This window comes from Pseudomonas sp. HY13-MNA-CIBAN-0226, assembly GCF_040310305.1.
Taxonomy (GTDB): domain Bacteria; phylum Pseudomonadota; class Gammaproteobacteria; order Pseudomonadales; family Pseudomonadaceae; genus Aquipseudomonas; species Aquipseudomonas gregormendelii.
Genome location: NZ_JBEOPS010000008.1, coordinates 16,342 through 39,331 on the forward strand (window position 1 = coordinate 16,342; position 22,990 = coordinate 39,331).

General features: G+C 61.7%; 24 protein-coding genes. All 24 read right to left on the reverse strand.

The window, feature by feature from the left end:
* Positions 1-741 carry a flagellar motor protein gene (locus AAEZ05_RS10490; protein WP_045061205.1) on the reverse strand — a complete coding sequence of 247 codons (741 nt, stop codon included), beginning with the start codon at positions 739-741 and terminating at the stop codon, positions 1-3.
* Positions 741-1,877 (reverse strand): protein-glutamate methylesterase/protein-glutamine glutaminase, encoded by a 1,137-nt coding sequence (locus tag AAEZ05_RS10495; protein ID WP_350598701.1) that lies wholly within the window; start codon positions 1,875-1,877, stop codon positions 741-743. Before AAEZ05_RS10495 ends, AAEZ05_RS10490 begins: the two co-directional genes overlap by 1 nt.
* A 50-nt stretch (positions 1,878-1,927) precedes the next feature.
* On the reverse strand, positions 1,928-4,165 hold the full coding sequence (locus tag AAEZ05_RS10500; RefSeq protein ID WP_045058909.1) for a chemotaxis protein CheA: 2,238 nt from the start codon (positions 4,163-4,165) through the stop codon (positions 1,928-1,930).
* 21 nt (positions 4,166-4,186) lie between these two features.
* On the reverse strand, positions 4,187-4,975 hold the full coding sequence (locus AAEZ05_RS10505) for a protein phosphatase CheZ (RefSeq protein ID WP_045058908.1): 789 nt from the start codon (positions 4,973-4,975) through the stop codon (positions 4,187-4,189).
* A gap of 22 nt (positions 4,976-4,997) precedes the next feature.
* On the reverse strand, positions 4,998-5,369 hold the full coding sequence (locus AAEZ05_RS10510) for a chemotaxis response regulator CheY (protein WP_003183998.1): 372 nt from the start codon (positions 5,367-5,369) through the stop codon (positions 4,998-5,000).
* Positions 5,370-5,533: 164 nt separating this feature from the next.
* Positions 5,534-6,274, reverse strand: coding sequence for an RNA polymerase sigma factor FliA (gene fliA, locus AAEZ05_RS10515; protein WP_045058907.1), 741 nt, complete (start codon positions 6,272-6,274; stop codon positions 5,534-5,536).
* Entirely contained in the window at positions 6,271-7,101 is an 831-nt protein-coding gene (gene fleN, locus AAEZ05_RS10520) for a flagellar synthesis regulator FleN (protein ID WP_045058906.1), read from the reverse strand. The genes fliA and fleN overlap by 4 nt, the downstream gene beginning before the upstream one ends.
* Positions 7,102-7,217: 116 nt before the next feature.
* Positions 7,218-8,543, reverse strand: coding sequence for a flagellar biosynthesis GTPase FlhF (gene flhF / locus AAEZ05_RS10525; RefSeq protein WP_045058905.1), 1,326 nt, complete (start codon positions 8,541-8,543; stop codon positions 7,218-7,220).
* An 11-nt stretch (positions 8,544-8,554) separates the two neighbouring features.
* Positions 8,555-10,684, reverse strand: a complete 2,130-nt coding sequence (flhA, locus tag AAEZ05_RS10530) for a flagellar biosynthesis protein FlhA (RefSeq protein WP_350647282.1) — start codon at positions 10,682-10,684, stop codon at positions 8,555-8,557.
* A gap of 236 nt (positions 10,685-10,920) precedes the next feature.
* The gene (gene flhB, locus AAEZ05_RS10535; RefSeq protein WP_205891946.1) at positions 10,921-12,060 is read right to left on the reverse strand and encodes a flagellar biosynthesis protein FlhB; all 1,140 of its coding nucleotides are present in this window, start codon (positions 12,058-12,060) and stop codon (positions 10,921-10,923) included.
* Between the two features lie 3 nt (positions 12,061-12,063).
* A complete protein-coding gene (gene fliR / locus AAEZ05_RS10540) occupies positions 12,064-12,849 on the reverse strand; it encodes a flagellar biosynthetic protein FliR (RefSeq protein ID WP_350647284.1) in 786 nt (261 codons plus the stop codon).
* Between the two features lie 3 nt (positions 12,850-12,852).
* Positions 12,853-13,122 (reverse strand): flagellar biosynthesis protein FliQ, encoded by a 270-nt coding sequence (gene fliQ, locus AAEZ05_RS10545; protein WP_007948918.1) that lies wholly within the window; start codon positions 13,120-13,122, stop codon positions 12,853-12,855.
* Positions 13,119-13,877, reverse strand: a complete 759-nt coding sequence (fliP, locus tag AAEZ05_RS10550) for a flagellar type III secretion system pore protein FliP (protein ID WP_205891945.1) — start codon at positions 13,875-13,877, stop codon at positions 13,119-13,121. Before fliP ends, fliQ begins: the two co-directional genes overlap by 4 nt.
* The gene (fliO, locus tag AAEZ05_RS10555) at positions 13,877-14,317 is read right to left on the reverse strand and encodes a flagellar biosynthetic protein FliO (RefSeq protein WP_350647286.1); all 441 of its coding nucleotides are present in this window, start codon (positions 14,315-14,317) and stop codon (positions 13,877-13,879) included. The genes fliP and fliO overlap by 1 nt, the downstream gene beginning before the upstream one ends.
* Complete coding sequence (fliN, locus tag AAEZ05_RS10560; protein ID WP_045058899.1) at positions 14,318-14,776, reverse strand: flagellar motor switch protein FliN; 459 nt, start codon at positions 14,774-14,776, stop codon at positions 14,318-14,320.
* Positions 14,777-14,842: 66 nt separating this feature from the next.
* A complete protein-coding gene (fliM, locus tag AAEZ05_RS10565; RefSeq protein ID WP_045058898.1) occupies positions 14,843-15,811 on the reverse strand; it encodes a flagellar motor switch protein FliM in 969 nt (322 codons plus the stop codon).
* A 9-nt stretch (positions 15,812-15,820) separates the two neighbouring features.
* The gene (gene fliL, locus AAEZ05_RS10570) at positions 15,821-16,321 is read right to left on the reverse strand and encodes a flagellar basal body-associated protein FliL (RefSeq protein WP_045058897.1); all 501 of its coding nucleotides are present in this window, start codon (positions 16,319-16,321) and stop codon (positions 15,821-15,823) included.
* A 194-nt stretch (positions 16,322-16,515) separates the two neighbouring features.
* Positions 16,516-17,799 (reverse strand): flagellar hook-length control protein FliK, encoded by a 1,284-nt coding sequence (locus tag AAEZ05_RS10575; RefSeq protein ID WP_350647288.1) that lies wholly within the window; start codon positions 17,797-17,799, stop codon positions 16,516-16,518.
* Between the two features lie 82 nt (positions 17,800-17,881).
* Positions 17,882-18,253, reverse strand: coding sequence for an Hpt domain-containing protein (locus tag AAEZ05_RS10580; protein ID WP_045058895.1), 372 nt, complete (start codon positions 18,251-18,253; stop codon positions 17,882-17,884).
* Positions 18,254-18,284: 31 nt separating this feature from the next.
* The gene (locus AAEZ05_RS10585; protein WP_350647291.1) at positions 18,285-20,000 is read right to left on the reverse strand and encodes an ATP-binding SpoIIE family protein phosphatase; all 1,716 of its coding nucleotides are present in this window, start codon (positions 19,998-20,000) and stop codon (positions 18,285-18,287) included.
* Entirely contained in the window at positions 19,997-20,296 is a 300-nt protein-coding gene (locus tag AAEZ05_RS10590) for an STAS domain-containing protein (RefSeq protein ID WP_045058894.1), read from the reverse strand. Before AAEZ05_RS10590 ends, AAEZ05_RS10585 begins: the two co-directional genes overlap by 4 nt.
* A gap of 85 nt (positions 20,297-20,381) precedes the next feature.
* On the reverse strand, positions 20,382-20,831 hold the full coding sequence (gene fliJ, locus AAEZ05_RS10595; protein WP_045058893.1) for a flagellar export protein FliJ: 450 nt from the start codon (positions 20,829-20,831) through the stop codon (positions 20,382-20,384).
* A 6-nt stretch (positions 20,832-20,837) separates the two neighbouring features.
* Positions 20,838-22,196 (reverse strand): flagellar protein export ATPase FliI, encoded by a 1,359-nt coding sequence (gene fliI / locus AAEZ05_RS10600; RefSeq protein ID WP_045058892.1) that lies wholly within the window; start codon positions 22,194-22,196, stop codon positions 20,838-20,840.
* A complete protein-coding gene (gene fliH / locus AAEZ05_RS10605; protein WP_045058891.1) occupies positions 22,186-22,986 on the reverse strand; it encodes a flagellar assembly protein FliH in 801 nt (266 codons plus the stop codon). The genes fliI and fliH overlap by 11 nt, the downstream gene beginning before the upstream one ends.
* Between the last annotated feature and the right edge of the window lie 4 nt (positions 22,987-22,990).

A 22,990-nucleotide genomic window follows, 5' to 3' on the forward strand; every position in this document is an offset into this window, starting at 1 on the left:
TCAATCCATGAAGCCCTGGAGCTTCAATTCGATAGAGCGAGGGTTTTCACCTTCGGCGATCGACAGAATGCCTTCCAGCAACATTTCGCGATAACGCGACTGCCGCAGGGCGATGGCCTTGAGTTTGGCAGCGATGGGCAACAGCACCAGGTTGGCGCTGGCCACGCCGTAGATGGTGGCAACGAACGCAACGGCAATGCCGCTGCCCAGTTGCGACGGATCGGCCAGATTGCCCATGACGTGAATCAGGCCCATTACCGCACCGATGATGCCGATGGTCGGCGCGTAGCCGCCCATGCTTTCAAAGACTTTGGCCGCCTCGATGTCCCGGCTTTCCTGAGTATAGAAATCGACCTCGAGGATGCTGCGGATGGCCTCAGGCTCTGCGCCATCGACCAGGAGTTGCAAGCCCTTGCGCGAGTAGTTGTCGGGTTCGGCGTCGGCCACCCCTTCCAGGCCCAGCAGCCCTTCCTTGCGGGCGGTGAGGCTCCAGTTGACCACGCGATCGACGCCACCGGCCAGGTCGACCCGCGGCGGGAACAGAATCCACACCAGGATTTGCATCGCGCGCTTGAAGGCGCTCATCGGCGACTGCAGCAGCGCCGCACCGACGGTACCGCCGATAACGATCAGTGCCGCCGGACCGTTCGCCAGTGCGCCGAGGTGACCACCTTCCAGGTAGTTGCCGCCGATGATGGCGACGAACGCCATGATGATCCCGATGAGGCTCAGTACATCCATTAGACACACGCCTCGACCAGATGCCTGCCGATTTCGTCCAGGCTGTACACCGCGTCGGCGAGCTCGGCCTTGACGATGGCCATGGGCATCCCGTAGATCACGCAGCTGGCTTCATCCTGGGCCCAGATGGTGCTGCCCCCCTGTTTGAGCAGGCGCGCGCCTTCGCGGCCGTCGGCCCCCATGCCGGTCAGTACCACCGCCAGAACTTTGTCACCGTAGGATTTGGCCGCCGAACCGAAGGTGATGTCCACGCACGGCTTGTAGTTGAGGCGCTCGTCGCCCGGCAGAATCTTCACCGCGCCACGACCGTCGATCATCATCTGCTTGCCGCCCGGCGCCAGCAGCGCCAGGCCCGGACGCAGGATGTCGCCGTCTTCGGCTTCCTTCACGTGGATGCGGCAGAGTTTGTCCAGGCGTTCGGCAAAGGCCTTGGTAAACGCCGCCGGCATGTGCTGCACCAGCACGATGGGCGCCGGGAAATTCGCGGGCAACTGGGTCAGTACCCGTTGCAGCGCGACCGGGCCGCCAGTGGACGTACCGATTGCCACCAGCTTATAGCCCTTGCGCTTGGGGGCAGGCGACGACGGGGCCGGGGCCGGGGCGCGCGAGGCAATCGGTGCCGGTGCCGGACGCGCAGGCGCACTGCTGCTGTAACTGCCAACGCTCGACGGCGCGGGCGCAGGTGCGGCTACGGGCGCGGCAACGGGGGCCGGCGCACTGTAGGCACCGGCGCGCCGATTACTGCGCGAGAGGGTATGGATCTTCTCGCACAGCAGTTGCTTGACCTTGTCCGGGTTGCGCGAGATGTCTTCGAAATTCTTCGGCAGGAAATCCACCGCACCAGCGTCCAGCGCATCCAGGGTGACCCGGGCGCCTTCGTGCGTCAGCGAGGAGAACATCAATACCGGGGTCGGGCAGCGTTGCATGATGTGCCGCACCGCCGTGATGCCGTCCATCATGGGCATCTCGTAGTCCATGGTGATCACATCCGGCTTGAGGGCCAACGCCTGGTCGATCGCCTCTTTGCCGTTGGTCGCGGTACCGACGACCTGGATGTTCGGATCCGCCGAAAGAATTTCCGAGACGCGGCGACGGAAAAAACCCGAATCGTCCACCACCAGGACCTTGACTGCCATAAACACTCCGTTAGATGGAGCGAAGGCGCGATCGCCCTGCTCCACCAGAATCAAATACGCCGGGTGGCGTAACGCTTGAGCATGCTCGGAACATCGAGAATCAGCGCAATACGGCCATCACCGGTGATGGTGGCGCCCGACATGCCCGGGGTTCCCTGGAGCATCTTGCCCAATGGCTTGATGACCACTTCTTCCTGGCCTACCAGTTGATCGACGACAAAGCCGATCCGCTGGGTGCCCACCGAAAGGATCACCACATGGCCTTCACGCTGCTCTTCATGAGCGGCGGAAGCGACCAGCCAGCGCTTGAGGTAGAACAGTGGCAACGCCTTGTCGCGCACGATCACCACTTCCTGGCCATCGACCACGTTGGTGCGCGACAGGTCGAGGTGGAAGATCTCGTTGACGTTCACCAGCGGGAACGCGAACGCCTGGTTGCCGAGCATGACCATCAGCGTCGGCATGATCGCCAGGGTCAACGGCACCTTGATGACGATCTTCGAGCCCTGGCCCTTGGCCGAGTAAATGTTGATCGAGCCGTTGAGCTGGGAGATCTTGGTTTTCACCACGTCCATGCCCACGCCACGCCCTGACACGTCGGAGATCTCGGTCTTGGTCGAGAAGCCCGGGGCAAAAATCAGGTTGTAGCACTCGGTGTCGCTCAGGCGATCGGCGGCGTCCTTGTCCATGACCCCGCGTTTGACCGCAATGGCGCGCAGGATGTTGGGGTCCATGCCTTTGCCGTCATCGGAAATCGACAACAGGATGTGGTCGCCTTCCTGCTCGGCCGCAAGAATGACCTTGCCACCACGGGACTTGCCCGCGGCTTCGCGCTCTTCCGGCGACTCGATACCGTGGTCGACGGCGTTGCGTACCAAGTGGACCAGCGGGTCGGCGAGGGCCTCGACGAGGTTCTTGTCGAGGTCGGTTTCTTCGCCGACCAGTTCCAGGTTGATCTCTTTCTTGAGCTGGCGAGCCAGGTCGCGAACCAGGCGCGGGAAACGCCCGAAGACCTTCTTGATTGGCTGCATGCGGGTCTTCATCACCGCGGTTTGCAGGTCCGCCGTGACCACGTCGAGGTTGGACACGGCCTTGGACATTGCCTCGTCGGCGCTGTTGGCACCCAGGCGCACCAGGCGGTTACGCACCAGCACCAGTTCGCCGACCATGTTCATGATTTCGTCGAGGCGTGCGGTATCGACCCGCACGGTAGTCTCGGCTTCGCTGGCCGGCTTTTCCGCCGGCGGCGTGGCCGGTGCGCGAGCCGGGGCAGGCTTGGCGGCTTCGGCTTTTGGCTCAGGGGCTTTCGCCACCGGCTTGGGCGCTGCGGCCTTGGCTACCGGCGCGGCAACAGCAGCACTGGCAGCGACCGTAGCCGTGCCGACTTCGGAGAACTTGCCTTTACCGTGCAATTCGTCGAGCAGCGCTTCGAATTCGTGATCGGAGATCAGGTCGCTGCCCACTGCGGCGGCGACTGGTGCTGCCGCGACGGGCGCCGACGCAATCGCCGACTCCAGCGCTTCGACGGCGAAGTTACCCTTGCCATGGAGCTGATCGAGCAGTGCTTCGAATTCTTCGTCGGTGATGTCCGAGCTGTCGCCTGCGGCCTTTGGTGCAGCCGGTGCGGCAGGTGCCGCCGGGGCAACCACGGCGTCGATGGCGAACTGGCCTTTACCGTGCAACTGATCGAGCAACGACTCGAACTCGTCGTCGGTGATTTCGTCGCTGGCTGCAGCCGTGGTGCTGACGGGTGCTGGTGCGGCAGGCGCCGCCTCGGCCTGGGCCTTGACGGCGTTCAACGAGTCCAGCAGTTGCTCGAATTCGTTGTCGGTAATGTCACCCGATGTGCTTTCTGCCACCGGCGCCACTTCGGCAACCGGTGCGGCTTCGTCGGCCGATTGCGGCTCGGCCAGACGGGCCAGGGCTGCCAGCAACTCAGGCGTGGCCGCCGTGATCGGGCTGCGCTCGCGGACTTCGGTGAACATGCCGTTCACCGCGTCCAGTGCTTCGAGAACTACGTCCATCAGTTCCGAGTCGACGCGACGCTCACCCTTGCGCAGGATGTCGAACACGTTCTCGGCGATGTGACAGCACTCCACCAGCTCGTTGAGCTGGAGGAAGCCGGCGCCCCCTTTTACAGTGTGAAAACCGCGAAAAATTGCATTGAGCAAATCCGCATCATCCGGTCGGCTTTCCAGCTCGACCAGTTGTTCGGACAGTTGCTCTAGAATCTCGCCGGCCTCAACCAGGAAATCCTGAAGGATCTCTTCATCGGCGCCGAAGCTCATTAATGGGGTGCTCCTACAGGTCTAAAATCCAAGGCTGGATAGCAAATCGTCCACATCGTCCTGACCGGACATAACGTCTTCTCTTTTATCGGCATGAATCTGCGGACCTTCACCCTGAGAGAGATGTTTTTGTGGATCTTTTTCCGCGTGCATCGCTTGACGGTCATGTTCGATGCCCGCAAAGCGGTCCACCTGACTGGCCATCAGCACGAGCTTGAGCAGATTGCTTTCAACTTCGGTGACCAATTGAGTCACGCGCTTGATCACCTGGCCGGTGAGGTCCTGGTAATCCTGAGCGAGCAGAATGTCGTTGAGGTTGCCCGCCACCACGCGATTGTCTTCGCTGCTGCGTGTCAGGAAACCGTCGACCCGCCGGGCCAGCTCGCGGAACTCTTCGGCCCCGACTTCGCGGCGCATGAACCGTCCCCAGTCCGTGCTCAAGGCCTCGGCTTCCTGGCTCAGGCTGTTAACCAGCGGCGTGGCGTTTTCCACCAGGTCCATGGTGCGGTTGGCGGCGGCTTCGGTGAGCTTGACCACGTACCCCAGGCGCTCGGTGGCGTCGGTGATCTGAGAGACCTCCTCGGCTTGCGGCATATTCGGATCAATCTGGAAATTGACGATCGCGCTATGCAACTCGCGGGTGAGCTTGCCCACCTCCTGGTACAGGCCGCGGTCACGGGTCTGGTTGAGCTCATGGATCAGTTGCACGGCGTCGCCGAACTTGCCTTTTTCAAGGCTCTCGACCAATTCGACGGCGTGTTTTTTCAGGGTCGATTCGAAATCGCCCTGTGAAATTTCTTTTTGCTCCATAGCTCCCCCGTGGCGCAGTGACTCAGCCTATGCGTTCGAAAATCTTTTCGATTTTTTCTTTCAACGCCTGGGCCGTGAAGGGCTTGACCACATAGCCGTTAACACCGGCCTGGGCTGCTTCAATGATTTGCTCGCGCTTGGCTTCGGCGGTCACCATCAGCACTGGCAGGTGCTTGAGCTTTTCGTCGGCACGCACGTGGCGCAGCAGATCGATGCCGGTCATGCCGGGCATGTTCCAGTCCGTTACCAGAAAGTCGATGCTACCGCTGTTGAGGACCGGAATGGCCGTAGTGCCGTCATCCGCCTCGACCGTGTTGGTGAACCCAAGGTCACGCAACAGGTTTTTTATGATCCGCCGCATCGTTGAGAAGTCATCAACGATGAGGATTTTCATGTTCTTGTCCAATTCGACCTCCAAGCAGTCTTAAACGCGCCCAGCACCTGGACACGCCATTTCATTCAATCCGGCAAAACACTCGATGACTGTCTGGAGCACAACAGATCGCGACCGGCGCGTTTAACACCCGCCAGCCCGTTCGCAGTGTCCCCACACTGCCTTCAGCGCGCTCGCCACTCCCCCAAACGCCCCCGCAAACGGGCCGCGCACTGGCTGTGTAACTGGCTGACCCGAGATTCGCTGACACCCAGGACCTCACCGATTTCCTTGAGGTTCAGCTCTTCGTCGTAGTACAGCGCCAACACCAGTCGCTCACGCTCCGGCAAATTGGCAATCGCGTCCGCCAGCGCGGCCTGGAAGCGTTCATCTTCCAGGTCACGCGACGGCTCCGTATGAGCACTTGCTCCATCCTCGTGCAGCCCTTCGTGTTCGCCGTCCTGCAACAGGTCGTCGAAACTGAAGAGGCGGCTGCCCAGGGTGTCGTTCAAAATCCCGTAATAATCGTCAAGACTCAATTGGAGTTCGGCCGCAACTTCGTGATCTTTAGCGTCGCGACCTGTTTTAGCTTCAATCGAGCGAATTGCGTCGCTGACCATTCGGGTATTGCGGTGGACCGAACGTGGCGCCCAGTCCCCCTTGCGCACTTCATCGAGCATCGCGCCGCGGATTCGAATGCCCGCGTACGTCTCGAAACTCGCGCCTTTGCTGGCGTCGTATTTGGTGGATACTTCAAGCAGGCCGATCATCCCGGCCTGGATCAGGTCTTCGACCTGGACACTGGCCGGCAAACGCGCCAACAGGTGGTAGGCAATCCGTTTTACCAGTGGCGCGTAACGCTCGATCAGCTCGCACTGCGCATCGCGGGCCGATATCTTGTAGAGGTTATAGCCACTGGCGGTCATAGCACCGGCCCTGCCGTTTGTTGTACGAGGCGCTCAACGAAAAATTCCAGGTGCCCGCGCGGGTTCGCCGGCAGCGGCCAGGTATCGACCTTCTGCGCGATCGCCTTGAACGCCAGCGAACATTTGGAACGCGGAAACGCTTCGTAAACCGCACGCTGTTTTTGCACGGCCTTGCGCACGCTTTCGTCGTATGGCACCGCGCCGACATATTGCAGGGCGACGTCGAGGAAGCGGTCCGTGACCTTGGTCAACTTGGCGAACAGGTTGCGCCCTTCCTGCGGGCTCTGGGCCATATTGGCCAGGACGCGGAAGCGGTTCATGCCGTAGTCGCGGTTGAGCAACTTGATCAACGCATAGGCGTCAGTGATCGAGGTCGGCTCGTCGCACACCACCAGCAGGACTTCCTGGGCGGCGCGCACAAAGCTGACCACCGAATCACCAATGCCCGCAGCCGTGTCGATCACCAGCACATCGAGGTTATCGCCGATGTCGCTGAAGGCCTGGATCAGGCCGGCGTGTTGAGCCGGTGTCAGGTGCACCATGCTCTGGGTGCCGGACGCGGCCGGCACGATACGAATGCCGCCCGGGCCTTGCAACAGAACGTCGCGCAGCTCACAGCGGCCTTCGATCACGTCGGCCAGGGTACGTTTGGGTGTCAGCCCCAAAAGGACGTCGACGTTCGCCAGCCCAAGGTCGGCGTCCAGAAGCATGACGCGCCGTCCGAGCTCAGCCAAAGCCAGCGACAAGTTCACTGACACGTTAGTTTTGCCGACGCCACCTTTGCCGCCGGTCACCGCGATCACCTGTACGGGATGCATGCTGCCCATGTTATTTCTTTACCTTGTCTTGCATAGACGGAGGCCACATTACTGGCTGCGCGTTCATCATCTGAACAATGCATGGCAGACCATCGATGTAGGTACAAAAACGATTCATTAATACCTCAGCCAACCTGCTTGGTGGGACTGTGGTAAATATCAGCGAACATGTCAGCCATGGCTTCTTCGCTGGGTTCTTCCTGCATTTGCACGCTGACTGCGCGACTGACCAATTGATGACGCCGCGGCAGATGCAAGTCATCCGGGATCCGTGGCCCATCGGTCAGGTAGGCCACCGGCAGTTCATGACTGATGGCCAGGCTCAACACATCGCCCAGACTGGCCGTTTCATCCAGTTTAGTCAGGATGCAGCCGGCGAGCCCGCAGCGCTTGTAACTGTGATAAGCGGCGGTTAGAACCTGTTTCTGGCTGGTGGTTGCGAGGACCAGGTAATTTTTTGACTTGATGCCACGTCCGGCCAGGCTTTCGAGCTGCATGCGCAGTGCCGGATCGCTGGCCTGCAGGCCGGCGGTATCGATCAACACCACACGCTTGCGCAACAAAGGCTCCAGCGCCTGCACCAGCGACTGCCCCGGGTCGACATGAGTCACCGGCACATTGAGGATGCGGCCCAGGGTCTTGAGCTGTTCCTGGGCGCCGATCCGGTAGCTGTCCATGCTCACCAGCGCAATGTTCTGCGCGCCGTACTTGAGCACGTAGCGGGCAGCGAGTTTGGCCAGGGTGGTGGTCTTGCCCATGCCGGCAGGGCCGACCATGGCAATCACGCCACCCTCTTCCAGGGGTTCGATTTCCGGTGTGGCGATCATCCGCGCCAGGTGCGCCAGCAGCATGCGCCAGGCCTGGCGAGGCTCGTCAATGTCGCCGATCATTGCCAGCAGATCCCGCGACAGCGGACCGGACAGGCCAATGCGTTGCAGCCGGCGCCACAGGTTGGCCTGGGCCGGGCGGCTGCCTTGCAGCTGATTCCACGCCAGGGAGCCCAACTGCACTTCCATCAGTTCGCGCAGGCTGTTGAGTTCAAAGCGCATCGAGTCAAATGCACGCGGATCGACACCGCCAGTGGCAGCGGGCGCCGGCGCCGGGCGTGCAGGCTCGGTGTAGGTGGGTTCGACCAGCGGTTCGGCGGCAGTCAGGGGCAAGCCGGCGAACAGCTGGCGATTGGTGGCCTTGTCGCTCTCGCCTTCGCTGCGCAGGCTCAGTTCGGCCTGGGCGGTGACGATCCGCGACTGGGTCTTGCGCAATTCGTCCTCGAGTTCCATGTTCGGAACCCGCGGTGCCAGCGCCGACAGCTTGTAATCGAGGGCAGCCGTCAGCTCCACGCCGCCGGCGATTCGGCGGTTGCCGATGATCGCGGCATCGGCGCCCAGCTCGTCACGAACCAGTTTCATGGCCTGACGCATATCGGCGGCGAAAAAACGCTTAACTTGCATAAACCACTACCTCAGCCGTTGGGCCCTACTGTCGCAACGATGGTCACTTGCTTGTTGTCAGGGATTTCCTGATACGCCAACACGTGCAAACCCGGGACTGCCAGCCGACCGAACCGCGAGAGCATCGCGCGAACCGGACCGGCCACCAGCAGAATCACCGGTTGACCTTGCATTTCCTGACGCTGCGCGGCATCGATCAACGAACGCTGCAGCTTCTCAGCCATGCTTGGCTCCAGCAGGACGCCCTCTTCCGAGCCCTGTCCTGCCTTCTGCAGACTATTGAGCAATATCTGTTCCAACCTTGGCTCCAGCGTGATAACTGGCAGCTCGGAGTCAGTACCTACAATGCTTTGGACGATTGCGCGGGATACGCCGACCCGCACGGCAGCCACCAACGCGGCGGTATCTTGACTCTTGGCCGCGTTGTTCGCGATGGCCTCGGCGATGCTGCGAATGTCCCGAACCGGCACCTGTTCGGCGAGCAAAGCCTGCAGCACCTTGAGCAACTGCGACAGCGACACCACGCCCGGCACCAGCTCTTCTGCCAGCTTGGGCGAGCTTTTGGCCAGCAATTGCATGAGTTGCTGCACTTCTTCGTGCCCGATCAGCTCGCTGGAGTGCTTGTACAGAATCTGGTTCAAGTGAGTGGCCACTACTGTACTGGCATCGACCACAGTGTATCCCAGCGACTGCGCCTGGGCACGTTGGCTGACTTCAATCCAGACCGCCTCCAGACCAAAAGCCGGATCTTTGGCGGTGATGCCGTTGAGCGTGCCGTAGACCTGCCCCGGGTTGATCGCCAGTTCGCGGTCCGGGTAAATCTCCGCCTCGGCCAGGATCACGCCCATCAGGGTCAGGCGATAGGCACTCGGCGCCAGGTCGAGGTTGTCACGAATGTGCACAGTGGGCATCAGGAAACCCAGGTCCTGGGACAGCTTCTTTCGCACGCCCTTGATCCGCGCGAGCAACTGCCCACCCTGATTGCGGTCGACCAGCGGAATCAGGCGATAGCCCACTTCCAGGCCAATCATGTCGATCGGCGTCACGTCGTCCCAGCCAAGTTCCTTGGTTTCCTGGGCGCGGGCCGGCGATGGCAGCAGTTCCTGCTGGCGCTTGACCTCTTCCAGGGCCTGCACCTTGACGCCGTTCTGCTTCTTCCAGAACAGGTACGCACCACCTGCCGCCAGCGCCGCCATGCTCAGGAAGGAAAAGTGCGGCATGCCGGGCACCAGACCCATCACCGCCATCAAGCCGGCGGCCACGGCCAGGGCCTTGGGCGAGGCGAACATCTGGCGACTGATCTGTTTGCCCATGTCTTCCGAACCGGAAGCACGGGTCACCATGATTGCCGCTGCGGTGGACAACAGCAGTGATGGCAATTGCGCCACCAAACCGTCACCGATGGTCAGCAGCGCGTACACCTTACCGGCGTCGGCAAACGTCATGCCGTGCTGGAAGATACCCACCGCCATGCCGCCGATCAGGTTGATAAACAGAATCAACAGGCCGGCAATGGCGTCACCGCGCACAAACTTGCTGGCACCGTCCATCGAACCGTAGAACTCGGCTTCCTGGGCCACTTCCGAACGGCGCGCCTTGGCCTGGTTCTGGTCGATCAAACCGGCATTGAGGTCGGCGTCGATCGCCATCTGCTTGCCGGGCATCGCATCGAGGGTGAAACGTGCGCTCACCTCGGAAATCCGCCCGGCACCCTTGGTCACCACGACGAAGTTGATGATCATCAGGATCGCGAACACCACGATACCGACCACGTAGTTGCCGCCGATCACCACCTCACCGAAGGCCTGGATCACCTTGCCCGCAGCGGCGTGACCGTCCTGGCCGTGCAGCATCACCACGCGTGTGGAGGCCACGTTCAACGCCAGCCGTAGCAGCGTCGCCACCAGCAGGATGGTGGGGAATACCGCAAAATCCAGCGGCCGCAACGCGTAGACGCACACCAGCAGGACCACGATGGACAACGCAATGTTGAACGTGAAGAACACGTCCAGCAGGAACGGCGGCATCGGCAACATCATCATCGCCAGCATGACCAGCAGCAACAACGGCACGCCCAGATTGCCCCGACTTAAGTCGGCAACGTTTGTGCGAGCACTGTTGAATAACTGAGAGCGATCCACCGATTTTCCTCGTTCCTGTAAAGCAAACTTTTGACGCCAGAAGCAGGCGCAAAGCCGCTATTGCAAGAAACCTTCCAACTTTCGCGGAGTGTTGAAGCAGAGGGGTTTATTCAGGGATTGTGGTGTTGCCTGGGCGGGCCTCATCGCGGGCAAGCCCGCTCCCACAGGTTGTGTATCGTCGGGTGATTGGGCGGTTGTTCCTGCTCCAGTGGGGGCCGGCATCACCCGCACACAACTCAAGAATCGCGCCGCAGGTCCGGCGGAATCGGCAAGTCATCCTTGAGCGGGTCCGGGCGCTTGCCCCTGCCTGCCTTGTATTGGCGAATCTGATAGACATACGCCAGTACCTGGGCAACGGCCAGGTACAAGCCACCGGGTATTTCCTGGTCCAGCTCCGTGGAGTAGTAGATCGACCGCGCCAACGCCGGCGATTCCAGCAGCAGCACATTATTCGCCACGGCAATTTCACGCATCTTCAACGCCAGGAAATCGCTGCCCTTGGCCACCAGCATCGGCGCCCCGCCCTTGTCCGGGTCGTACTTGAGCGCCACGGCGTAGTGAGTCGGGTTGGTGATGACCACGTCGGCATCAGGAATGGCCGCCATCATCCGGCGCTGGGACATGTCGCGCTGCAGTTGCCGAATGCGCTGCTTGACCTCCGGCCGCCCTTCCTGGTCCTTGTGCTCGTCGCGCACTTCCTGCTTGGTCATCTTCAGTTTCTTGGCGCTTTCCCACAGCTGCACCGGCACGTCCACGGCGGCGATGATGATCAGGCCGCAAGCCATCCACAACGAGCTCCAGCCGACCACCTGCAGGCTGTGGATGATCGCCATGTCCAGCGGTTCGTGGGCGATGCGCAAGAGGTCGTCGATGTCCGAGGACAACACGGCCAGGGCCACGAACAGGATGATGAAGAACTTGGCCAGGGCCTTGAGCAGCTCTACCACGGCCTTCGACGAGAACATGCGCTTGAGCCCGGCGCCGGGGTTCATGCGGCTGAACTTGGGCGCCATGGTGCCGGCGGAGAACAGCCAGCCGCCCAGGGAAATCGGGCCGATCAGGGCCGCAAGCAACAGCGTGATCATCACCGGCTGGATGGCCAGCAAGGCGATCAGCCCTGAATGCAGGAGGAAGGTCCCCATGGACCGCTGATCGAGGATGACTTCGCGCGACAGCGAGAAATTCATGCGCATCAGGTCCATCATTTCCTGGGCGAGCGCCCCGCCGAAGATCAGCAGCGCGGCCGAACCGGCGAGCATGATGGCCAGGGTGTTGAGCTCTTTGGAACGGGCGATCTCGCCCTTCTCCCGGGCGTCCTTTTTCTTTTTTTCCGTGGGGTCTTCTGTCTTGTCCTGACCGCTCTCGCTCTCTGCCATGGCTCAGCGCGCCCGTGCCAGTTCGCGCAACCACTGCAGGGCCTCGGAGGCCAGTGGTTGATACTGATTGATGATGTCGGCAAGCCCGACCCAGACGATGAACAGCCCGAGCACCAGGGTCAGCGGGAAGCCGATGGAGAAGATGTTGAGTTGCGGCGCGGCCCGGGTCATCACGCCAAACGCGATGTTGACCACCAGCAGCGCCGTGATCGCCGGCAATACCAGCAGCAATGCGGCCCCCAGGACCCAGCCCAGCTTGCCCGCCAGCTCCCAGAAATGGGTGACCATCAGGCCACTGCCGACGGGCAAGGTGGTGAAGCTTTCGGTGAGGATTTCGAACACCACCAGATGGCCGTTCATGGACAGGAAGAGCAGCGTGACCAGCATGGTGAAGAACTGCCCGATCACCGCCACCGAGACGCCGTTGGCGGGGTCGACCATCGAGGCGAAGCCCATGCCCATCTGAATCGAGACGATCTGCCCGGCGACCACGAATGCCTGGAAAAACAGCTGCAAGGCAAAGCCCAGGATCGCCCCGATGAGAATCTGCTCGGCGATCAGCAGCAGGCCACTGAGGTCCAGCGCATTCACCGGCGGCATCGGCGGCAGGCCCGGGACGATCACCACGGTAATGGCCAGCGTGAAGTACAGGCGCACGCGAGTGGGCACCAGGGTCGTGCCGACAATGGGCATAACCATCAGCAGCGCGCCGACGCGAAACAACGGCAACATGAAGGTCGCCACCCAGGTGCTGATCTGGGTATCGGTCAGTTGCAGCAGCGACTGCATGGCTTAGCCAATGACCTGGGGAATACTGCCGTACAACTGCAGGATGTATTCCATGAAGGTCTGCACCAGCCACGGCCCGGCAACGATCAGCGTGACCAGCATCACCAGCAGTCGCGGCAGGAAGCTCAACGTTTGTTCGTTGATCTGGGTCGCTGCCTGGAACATCGCCACCAGCAACCCCACCAGCAAGCTCGGGATCACCAGCACGGCCACCATCATGGTGGTCAGCCACAGCGCCTCGCGGAAGATGTCTACCGCTACTTCCGGCGTCATGGCGACACACCGCCGAAGCTGCTGGCGAGCGTGCCGATGATCAGTGCCCAGCCATCTACCAGCACGAACAGCATGATCTTGAACGGCAGGGAAATAATCAGCGGCGACAGCATCATCATACCCATGGCCATCAGCACACTGGCCACGACCAGGTCGATGATCAGGAACGGAATGAAGATCATAAAGCCGATCTGGAACGCGGTCTTGAGCTCGGAGGTGACGAATGCCGGCACCAGAATAGTCAGCGGGGCCTGATCCGGGGAGGCGATGTCGGTGCGCTTGGACAGGCGCATGAACAGCTCAAGGTCGCTGCTGCGGGTCTGCGCCAGCATGAAGTCCTTGATCGGCACCTGGGCCTTGGCCACGGCATCCTGGGCGGTCAGTTTCTCGGCCAGGTACGGCTGCAGGGCATCCTGGTTAACCCGGTCGAACACCGGCGCCATGATGAACAGGGTCAGGAACAGCGCCATGCCCGTGAGGATCTGGTTCGACGGCGTCTGCTGCAGGCCCAGGGCCTGGCGCAGGATCGAGAAGACGATGATGATCCGGGTGAAACTGGTCATCAGCATGACAAACGCCGGGATGAAACTCAGCGCCGTCATGATCAGCAGGATCTGCAGGCTGACCGAGTACTCCTGGGCGCCGTCGGCATTGGTGCCGAGCGTGATGGCCGGGATCGACAACGGATCGGCGGCCAATGCCAGTGGTGCAGCCAGCAGCAAGGCCAGCGTCAAGACGATGCGTAGCGCACCCATTACTTCTTATCCTTCTGGTCCTTGCCCATCAGCTCCATCAGGCGCAGGGCGAACTCCGGGGTGGCTTTTTCCGAACTGGCCGGCACCTGCACCGGCTCCTTGAGCACATGCAAGGCGGTGATGCTGCCAGGGCTCAGGCCGAGCAGGATCTGCTCATTGCCCACCTGCACCAGCATCAAGCGATCACGCGGACCGAGTGCGCGCGAACCGATCAGTTCGATCACCTGGCCTTTGCCGGCAGGGCCTGCCTGCTGCACCCGGCGCAGCAACCAGGCGAGGAAGAAGATCAACCCCAGCACCAGCAGCAAGCCGAACACCAACTGCGTCAATTGCCCCGCCACCCCACTGCTCACCGCCGGCGTCGCGGCAGCCGTGGCCACCGGTTCGGCCGCCAGGACGCTCAAGGGCAATGCCAACAAAAAACCCAGGACCCTTTTCACTCAGCGCAGCTTCTTGATGCGTTCGCTTGGGCTGATCACGTCCGTCAGGCGGATGCCGAACTTCTCGTTGACCACCACCACTTCGCCATGGGCGATGAGCGTGCCATTGACCAGCACGTCCAGCGGCTCACCGGCCAGGCGATCGAGTTCGATCACCGAGCCCTGGTTGAGCTGCAGCAGGTTGCGAATATTGATATCGGTGCTGCCCACTTCCATGGAAATCGACACCGGAATATCGAGGATCACGTCCAGGTTCGGACCGTCGAGGGTCACTTGCTCGTGGTTTTTCGGCGAGGCGCCGAACTCTTCCATTTGCAGGCGATTGGACGGCGAGCTGCCGGAATCAGCAGCCAGCAGCGCGTCAATCTCGTCCTGCGAAGCATCACCGGATTCTTCCAGGGCCGCAGCCCATTCATCAGCCAGTGCCTGGTCGTCCTGGGAATTCATATCGCTAGCCATCATGTGTCCTCGGCGAGCGCCCATCTCGGATGGACGCCGTCAGTTAAAAACGAATAAAGACGCCGATCACCGGCGCTCGATCGGCTCGATCACCTGCAACGCGAGGTTGCCTTTGTGCGAGCCCATCTTGACCTTGAACGCAGGCACGCCATTGGCGCGCATGATCATTGTTTCCGGCATGTCCACCGGAATGATGTCCCCCGGCTGCATGTGCAGGATGTCCCGCAGGCGCAGTTGACGGCGGGCAACAGTGGCACCAATCGGCACGTCGACGTCCAGCACGTCCTGGCGCAGGGCGTTGACCCAGCGCTCGTCCTGATCGTCGAGGTCCGACTGGAAGCCGGCATCGAGCATCTCGCGCACCGGCTCGATCATCGAGTACGGCATGGTGATGTGCAGGTCGCCGCCACCGCCATCGAGTTCGATATGGAAAGTCGACACCACAATCGCCTCGCTCGGGCCGACGATGTTGGCCATGGCCGGGTTCACTTCCGAGTTGATGTACTCGAAGTTGACTTCCATGATTGCCTGCCAGGCCTCCTTCAAATCGATGAAGGCCTGCTCCAGCACCATGCGCACCACGCGCAGCTCGGTCGGAGTGAATTCGCGACCTTCAATCTTGGCGTGGCGACCGTCGCCGCCGAAGAAGTTGTCCACCAGCTTGAACACCAGCTTGGCGTCGAGAATGAACAAGGCAGTGCCGCGCAACGGTTTGATCTTGACCAGGTTGAGACTGGTCGGCACGTACAGCGAGTGCACGTATTCGCCGAACTTCATCACCTGCACGCCACCGACCGCCACGTCTGCCGAGCGGCGCAGCAAGTTGAACATGCTGATGCGGGTGTACCGCGCGAAACGCTCGTTGATCATTTCCAGGGTCGGCATGCGTCCACGGACGATGCGATCCTGGCTGGTCAGGTCGTAGCTTTTGACAGCACCGGGTTCAGAGGTGTTGTCGGTCTGTACCAGACCGTCGTCGACGCCATGCAACAGCGCATCGATCTCATCCTGGGACAGCAGGTCCTGCACGGCCATGTCGTGTTCCTACTGCAGTACGAAATTAGTGAAGAGCAACTGCTCGATGGCGACCTTGCCGAGTTCTTTCTGCGCCACTTCCTGGACGCTGGCGGTGGCCTTCTGACGCAGCATTTCCTGACCGACCGGCGAGGCCAGGGTGGCGAAATCCTGCCCGGAGAACAGCATCACCAGGTTGTTGCGGATGACCGGCATGTGCACCTTGAGCGCTTCCATGTCAGCCTGGTTGCGACCCATCATGGTGATGCTCACCTGCATGTAGCGCTGGCGGCCGTTCTGGTTGTAGTTGGAAACGAACGCCGGCAGCAAAGGCTCGAAGACCGCCGCCTGCTTGCCCGCCACGGCGGTTTCGGCAACGACGGCAGGCTTGCTTTCGGGGCTGTGCATGAAGAACCAGGTCGCCCCCACGGACACGCCGATCGCCAGCAGCAACGCCACCACGACCAGGATGATCAGCTTGAGTTTGCCTTTGGTTGCAGGGTCTTTTACTGCTGCGTCGCTCTTCGCCATGCCAATAATCCGTCACTATTCGGGGTTTCACAGTTGCACGGGAAGGCAAGAGCAAGTGTTATGCCATGTAGGAAAAATTGAGTGGGGATGGAAGCGCAAAATATCGCAGCCTGCGGCAGCCCCTGCAGGGTGTACACCATCCCACTGTAGGAGCTGCCGCAGGCTGCGATATTTTGAAAGGGCACCGCCCAATTTCAGGCGTAATAGTCGACTGCACTGGAGCCGATCACGCTGGTGGCTGCGGCCACTTGCGCAACCGCCGGGGCGAGGTCTTCATCCATGGCATCCAGACGACCGCCACCGGCTTCTGCGCGCCCAGCCTGACTCTGCTGGGCCTGTTGCTGATCCTGGCCCCGGGACTGGTCGGAGACATTGACGTCGACCTGCCCCATGCCCTGCTGCACGAACATCTCGCGCAGCCGGTGCATTTGCCCGTCCAGCGCTTCGCGAACGCCGGGATGGGCGCTCATGAAGGTCACCTGGGTCTGCTGGTCAGGCACCATGTTCACCCGGATGTCCAGGCGGCCAAGCTCGGCCGGCTGCAACTGGATATCGGCCGCCTTGAGGTTGGCGCTGGAGAGATACATCACGCGGTTGACCACTTCTTCGGTCCAGCCGCTCTGGTGCATGGCGATCGGCTGGTTTACCGGGATCGCGTTGGCGGTCTTGGGGGTGGCCGCCTGGGTCAGTGCAGCCAGGCGGTTGGCGAAATCTTCGACGCGGGTGTCGCTGGTCGAGGCTTTCAAGTCCTTGAGGCCATCATCGATCAGGCCGCTGAAGGCCTTCTCTCCTCCCTGGCTGGTACTGTCCTTGCCGGCTTGCACGTCCAGCATATTGGCCAGGCCGGAGGCGAAATTCTGCGCCGAAGTCGGCTCGCCGTCTGCCTGGGCCGGGGAAGCCTTGGCTTGCGCCTGACTGGAAGCGGACACATGCCCGCTCTGCTCCAGGGCCATGCGCACGGCTGGAAGCGCATCGAGGGGGTCGGCTTCAGGATCGAAATCAGGGTCGGCAGCGACGGCTGCAGCCGCCAGTGCTGCGGCTGTAGCGGGGTCGAGCGCAGGCTCGGTGGCGGCCACAGGGGCGGCGGGCGGCGACTCAACCACGGGCGCAGTTGCAGTTGCAGGGTCAGCCGCAACCGTTGTGTCGCCGGTCTCGTCACTGGCGACCTTATCGTCGACCTGCGCCGGTTTATCGGCGGGCAAGGATTTGCCGCTATCGGCAACTTGAGGTTTCGCGGCGGCAGACTTGTCGTTGCCCAAGTCCTTCTTTGCAGCGAAGTCAGGCGACTTGTCGCGCACCGTCCGGGCAGCAGTGTCAAACCCGTCAGCAGGCCTGGTTCGCTCCTGCCGGGCATACACGTTAGCGAAGCTCGAGGCCTTGCCCGCCGGCTCGGCGGGCGACGCCAAGGGATTGGCGGATGCGGGTTGAGCCTTGGCCTTGGCGGCGGCCTGAAGCAGCAAATTCGGGGTAACGGGCATGGGACAGTCTCCGCCGCACTGTGGTCGATGATACAAGTGGGTGGATTACTGCAAAGGTCGAGCCAGGTTTGCTGAACTGACGCTAGACGGACCGCGTGATGTGACTGCCTGCGAGGGAGCGCTCGGCCTGATAGAGAGGAAGAACCAAGGCAAACTCGGAGCCGATCGCATGGACGAGTTTTTCCAGCTGGGCAGGTTCGGTGTTTCTGCCGTTTTTGGCGCGCTGCTCCAGCTCATTGCATAACTCTGCAAGGCGAACCGCCCCCATGTTGCTGCAACTGCCTTTAAAACTGTGGGCAGTTTCCATCAGCTGCGCGGCATCCTGCGTCCCGCGCAAGATAACCAACCGCTCTTCGGCGTCGGCAAGGAAGATATCCAGCAACATCGGATATTCATCTTCCATGACTTCCTGCAAGGCGCGTAAAACGTCGCGATTCAGATGTGGGGAATCCACTTGTTCACTCCTTGATCAAGAATGGGCAGGATTATGCCAGAGCCTCCCAGAAAAACTCCACGTGAGCACTGCGACCATCGTCGGACCACCGGGCATTACGCCCCAATTGTCGGACCAGGCTGATACCACGTCCCGACAAACGGACACTGTCCGGCGGCCGCTCGATCACCCGCACCACATCAAATCCCTTGCCACTGTCTTCCACCCGAATGGTCAGGCACCCCCCCTCGCCCTCCGGCACCACCTGCAGGTGCACGCGCACGTAACCTGCGTCCAGGGCATCCAGGCGCGTGTTGCGTTCCTGATAATAGCGGGCAAATCCCAGGGCATCGCGCTTGAGACTGGAATCGAGCCCGAGCACGCCGTGCTCCAGGGCATTGGAATACAGCTCCGCCAGCACACTGTACATCGCTCCGCTCTGGGCCCGCAGGCCGTGCACTTCGCTGAGCAGTTGCAGGAGGTAGGGCAGTGGGTTGAAGCGCTTGAGCGAGTCGGCGCGAAATTCGAAGCTGACGGACCAGTCCAGCGGGCACGACTGCCCACTGTCGGAGTAGACCAGTGTCGGTGGGCGCATTTGCGCCGCGTCGATCAGGCTGACTTCGAGCAGACTGACATCGTCCCGGGCTTGCCCGCGAAAATCGCCCAATGCCTGCTCGATTTCCTGAAACAGTGCATCCGGCTGCCGGTTGGCGGCAAACACTTGCTGCAGGCGCTCCACTCCGAACAGCTGTTCGTTGGCATCGCAGGTGTCGATCACGCCATCGGACAACAGGAACACCCGATCACCCACCGCCATGGGCAGCACTTCGGTGCGATCGTCAAACGCCTGCGGGCTCAGCACCCCCAGCGGCAAATGCCTGGCCGGCAACGGCGTGCGCTCGCCAGTGGCGATCCGGTGCAGGTAGCCGTCGGGCATGCCGCCATTCCAGACTTCCACCGAGCGGCTCTGAAAGCTCAGGCGCAGCAGCGTCGCGCAGCAGAACATGTCCACCGGCAGGATGCGCTTGAGCTTGGCGTTCATCTCGCGCAGGGTTTCCGAGAGCCCGTAACCCTTGGCAGTCATGCCGTAGAAGACCTCGGCCAGAGGCATGGCGCCAACGGCCGCAGGCAAGCCATGGCCGGTGAAGTCCCCCAGCAGCACGTGCATGTCACCCGCAGGGGTAAACGCGGCCAGCAGCAGATCGCCGTTGAACAACGCATACGGCGATTGCAGGTAGCGGATGTTGGGGGCGTTCAGGCATCCGGAATGCGCCACCTTGTCGAACACCGCCTTGGCCACGCGCTGCTCGTTGAGCAGGTATTCGTGGTGCCGGGCGATCTGGTCACGCTGCTCCAGCACCGTAGCCTGCAAGCGGCGCAAGCGGTCCATTGCCTTGATCTTGGCGGCGAGGATCACCTGGTTGTAGGGCTTCGCCAGAAAATCGTCACCGCCAGCCTCCAGGCAGCGTGCCAGGGCTTCGCTTTCGGTGAGCGAGGTCAGAAAGATGATGGGCACCAGGGTTTCCCCGGCCAGCGCCTTGATCTGTCGTGCGGCTTCGAAACCGTCCATCACCGGCATCATGGCGTCCATCAACACCAGCTGCGGGTGCTGCGAACGAAACGCTTCGACTGCCTCGGCGCCGTTGGCGGCGGTCAACACCGCATGGCCCTGGCGGCGGACGATGGTCGAGAGCAACAGGCGATCGGCCGCACTGTCCTCGGCGATCAGGATCGTCAGTGCTTCAAGCGGCGACTGCACCGAATTCAACTGATGTCGAACAGTTTGTCGAAATTGGAAATGGCGAGGATTTTCTTCACGTCGATGCTGCTGTTGACCACGCGAATGTCGGATTGGTCGCCGCCAGCGTGATCGCGCAGCAACAGCAGCATGCCCAAGGCGGAGCTGTCGAGGTAGGTGGCCTCCTTCAGATCCACCACCACAGCATTGAGATTCCTGTCCTCATAGGACTGGCGAAACTCCTGATGCTTGGCGAAATCGAAACGACCCTTGATCGATATCGTCAGTTTTTGCCCATCCGGGGAAACTTCTGAGACGACTGACATTGTTGGCTTCCTTGTCTTCGGAGAACTTGCTAGTACAAGGTGTAGCATTTGGTGGTGACAGGAGCAAGATCAAAAGGGGCGGATATTAATAAGGGTTTTGCCGCGGCAGCCGCTGGGACAATTCATCCAGCAGCTTCTGCTCACGCTTGTCCTCCAGGCGGCGCGCCTCATCCATGTAGCGCAGCACCAGTTTGCGCAGCCCTTCCACTCGGGCATAGGCCTGTTGCCAGGTGTCGCGCGCCTTGTTCAGGTTGTTCTGGTGCCAGGCCAGGCTTTGCCGCTGCTGATCGATAGCAGTGCCCAGTTGCGCGAGAAACCCCTGATAGCCGAGCAACCACTGGCCGGACACCCCACTGCTGCCGCGCACGATCCATTGCTCCTGATAATCGAGGCGGAAGGCTTCAAGGTCGGCGAGCTTGCTTTCGGCCAGGCGCACCTGGCCCTGAAAATGCCCAAGGCGCTGCACCGCGGCTTTCTCGACCTTCTCGGCCATGTCCACCACGGGCGCCAGGCGCGAAGCTCGACTCTGGGCCATGGCCGGTTAGCCGCCGGCCGCCGGGGCGAAGATCGAGCCAAGATAGGCTTCGCTCTCACCCAGGCTGATGTTGTCGTTCAAGCCCTGGCGCAGGTATTTGACCAGCTGCGGTTGCAGGGCAATCGCCAGGTCGGTCTCGCGGTCACCGCCGGCCACGTAGGCGCCGACGCTGATCAGGTCGCGACTCTGTTGATAACGCGACCACAGCTGCTTGAAGTATTGCGCCCGGGTCATGTGCTCCGGCGTCACCACCGACGGCATGACCCGGCTGATGGACGCCTCGATATCGATAGCGGGGTAGTGACCTTCCTCGGCCAGGCGCCGCGACAGCACGATGTGACCGTCGAGCACGCCCCGTGCGGAGTCGGCAATCGGGTCCTGCTGGTCATCGCCTTCGGACAGCACCGTATAAAACGCGGTGATCGAGCCCCCGCCCTTCTCCGCATTACCCGCGCGCTCGACCAGTTTCGGCAACTTGGCAAACACTGAAGGCGGGTAGCCCTTGGTCGCCGGCGGTTCGCCAATGGCCAGGGCGATTTCCCGCTGGGCCTGGGCGAATCGGGTCAGGGAATCCATGAGCAACAGGACATTCTTGCCCTTGTCGCGGAAATACTCGGCGATGCGCGTGCAGTACATCGCGGCACGCAGGCGCATCAACGGCGCATCGTCCGCCGGCGAAGCCACCACCACTGAACGCTTGAGCCCTTCCTCGCCAAGGATGTGCTCGATGAATTCCTTCACCTCCCGTCCGCGCTCGCCGATCAAGCCGACGACCACGATGTCGGCCTCGGTAAAGCGGGTCATCATGCCCAACAGCACACTCTTGCCCACGCCGGTACCGGCAAACAGACCCAGACGCTGGCCGCGCCCCACGGTCAACAATCCGTTGATCGAGCGGATGCCCACATCCAGCGGCTCGCTGATCGGCTCGCGCTTGAGCGGGTTGATCGTAGGGCCATCCATCGGCACCCAGTCCTCGGCTTTCATCCCGCCCTTGCCGTCAAGCGCACGACCGGCGCCGTCCAGTACCCGCCCGAGCATGCTCATGCCCATCGGCAAGCGACCGGCATCGGCCAGCGGCACCACCCGGGCGCCCGGCGCAATACCGGCGACGCTGCCCACCGGCATCAGGAACACCTTGTTGCCGGAGAAGCCCATGACTTCGGCTTCCACCTGCACTGGCTGGTAACTGTCGTCGTTGATGACCATGCAGCGGCTGCCCATGGCGGCGCGCAGGCCTTCGGCTTCGAGGGTCAGGCCGACCATGCGCAGCAGGCGGCCTTCCAGGATCGGGCCGCCGGTCAGTTGCGTGGCCTCGGCGTAACTGCCCAGGCGCTTGGCGAAGCTGGTGCGATCAAGGCGCATCAGGTTCGTCCGCCGCCGGGGCGACTGGCGGCGGATTGCGCCCCGACAGCTCCACGCTCAAGTCCGGGGCAGCAGGATGCAGGGCCTGTTCGTGAAGTTGATCGAACAGCTTGGCCATGACCCGCGCCAGGCGTGTTTCCACCGTGGCATCGATGCGACTGTGTTCGGTCTCGACCCGGCAACCACCGGGCAACAAGGTGTCGTCCTCGACGATGCGCCAGGTTTCTTCATGACGCTCGCGCAGGGCTTTGACCTGTTCAAAATCCTGCGGATTGATGTACAGCCGCACGTTCCCCACGCCCAGCGGCAAGAGCTTCAGGGCATCGCGCATGACGTGTTCAAGCTGGGTCGAATCGATCGCCAGTTCGCGCTGGATCACTTGTTTGGTGATGTGCTGCACCAGGTCGACTAAAGATTTTTCGATCTGGGTGTCCTGCTCGGCAATCGGTTCGAACAACTGACCCATGAGCTTTTCCAGCGCACCGACCTTGGCCGACAGCGCCGCTTCGGCTTCCTGGCGAACCTTGAGCGTTGTGCTGTGGAAACCCTCGCGCTCGCCCGTGGCGAAGCCTTCGTTGTAGGCCTCCTGGCGAATGCTCTCGAGTTCTTCGAGGGTCATTGGCTGGACCTCATCCAGCGGCACCTCCTCCATTTCCGGAGGCTCGGGCACAGGTTCCGGCTCGGGCGCGGGGACGTAGGGATCGAAACTGGGCAGGGACCAGATATCGACAGTGCTGACGTCCTTGGCACGGATCAGGTCAGTCTGGGACTCATCGTGTTTGGTCGACATGGTG